The 1,727-nt window shown below is 63.5% G+C and carries 1 protein-coding gene and 1 pseudogene; both read right to left on the reverse strand.

The genetic code is table 11. The annotated features are described in order from the left end of the window. Nucleotides 1-76: 76 nt before the first annotated feature. Entirely contained in the window at nt 77-1,132 is a 1,056-nt protein-coding gene (locus GWK18_RS12780; RefSeq protein WP_245193335.1) for an IS30 family transposase, read from the reverse strand. Between the two features lie 162 nt (nt 1,133-1,294). Then, nucleotides 1,295-1,636, reverse strand: a pseudogene (locus GWK18_RS13270) (transposase); the annotation flags it as partial. Between the last annotated feature and the right edge of the window lie 91 nt (nt 1,637-1,727).

Genomic DNA, 1,727 nt, shown 5'->3' on the forward strand with positions numbered 1-1,727 from the left:
GAACACGTCCTTGATCGCGCAGCAGTAAAGCTTGCCCTCGCTGGCTTGGATTCCAGCAGTCGTCGCAACACGTTGATCACGAGGCCTTCAGTAAAGCAGCCATTCGCTCGGCCGGTGTGTCCCAGTCCAGCGATTTTCGGGGGCGTCCGTTGAGTTCCTGAGCCACGGCCAGAAGGTCGTCAATGCTGTGCACGGCGAGATCAGTGCCCTTGGGGAAATACTGCCGGAGGAGACCGTTAGTGTTCTCATTACTGCCGCGTTGCCAGGGCGATCCGGGATCGGCGAAGTAGACCTCGAAGTCGGTCGCGGTGCTGAACGCGCGGTGCTCTGCCATCTCCGCGCCCTGATCCCAGGTCAGGCTGCCTCGCAATGATGATGGCAGATCTCGAACAGTCGCGATGAGAGAGTCGCGGACGGCCTCTGCGGTCCGCTCTCGCCCGAGATACCCGAGCATTACGAAGCGCGTTGATCGCTCGACCAACGTGGCCATCGCGGAGCCGCCGAGTGCCCCGATGATGAGGTCTCCCTCCCAATGCCCTGGGATGTCGCGGGAATCGACCACGGGCGGTCGGTTGCTGATGGCGTTCATCGGATCGACGAATCGTGGACGTCGCGCATCGGCCTGCCGGTGTGGTTTCCGCGCAACCCTCCCGCGCCGAAGTTGCTGTCCGAGTGAACGCTTCAGTTCGCCGCGCGCATGGACATAGATCGCCTGGTAAATCGTCTCGGTGCACACCCGCATCTCCAGAGCGGCCGGGAAGTCCTTGACCAGTCGGTGACTGATCTGCTGCGGAGACCACTTCAACTTCAGTTTCTCCTGCACGTAGCACCGGAGGGCGTCATGGGCGAGGAGCTTCGGCTGACGCGGTCTGGATCGCCGCTTGACCGAGAGTCGGTGCGCGGTGTGGGGCATGTATCCGCGGGTGGAGACCGTGTTGCGGCGTAACTCGCGGCTGATCGTCGACGGCGACCGGCCCATCTCCGCCGCAATCTGTCGGATGGAGAGTCCCGTACGGCGCAGGTCCTGGAGCTGTTCTCGCTCAAGAAGGCTGACGTATCGACCGTGGATGACCTTCTCCACGATGTTCAGATCGACGCTTCCACCGATTGCGCGGGTTCTTCGTTCAGGCATGTCCCCATTGTTCTGCTCGGGGTAGCGCACGATGCGACCGTCGGGATAGATCCTTCCGCGGCTGATGATGGTGATGCCCTTGTCCCAATCGGTTGCCGACCTCGCGTCTGCGCCGACTCGTGCCCGGGCTTCCGCGCGTGTGAGCCCCGCCGCCCTCAGACGGAGGAACTCCTCGCGCCGCGGGTTGACCCGGCGTGCTTCGCTCGTGGAGATCCCCGCCTTCCGCGCCCACGCGTACGCGGTGGGGCGACGAATGCCCAGCTCGCGTGCAACGGTCGAGATGATCTGCCGCTCACGAACGAGCCTCAGGAACTCCTCCTTCAACTCCGGCGGGTAAATGCGCGGGGTCGCCCGCTGCATCGTCAGCCCCGTCTTGCGCAGCCAGTTGTAACCGGCGTTCTCGTGAACCCCAGCCGCTCGTGCCGCCGCGCGAACCGTTCCGCCACGATCAAGAATCCGGAAGAACTCATCCTTCTGCTCGTCGGTGTATCTCTTCTCCGCCACTGCAACACCTCTCCGCTAGGTGTACTTCCCCGTGACGTTGTGAACGCGTTGTGAGGGTGTTTGGCCGCCGATGCCGGTGTGGGGTCTGTGG

This window comes from Kocuria sp. JC486, from assembly GCF_011602805.1.
Classification (GTDB): Bacteria; Actinomycetota; Actinomycetes; order Actinomycetales; family Micrococcaceae; genus Kocuria; species Kocuria soli.

Excerpts from the sequence above, each read along its gene's own strand:
- GWK18_RS12780 (WP_245193335.1), bottom strand. The coding sequence starts at position 1,132 with ATGCCTGAACGAAGAACCCGCGCAATCGGTGGAAGCGTCGATCTGAAC.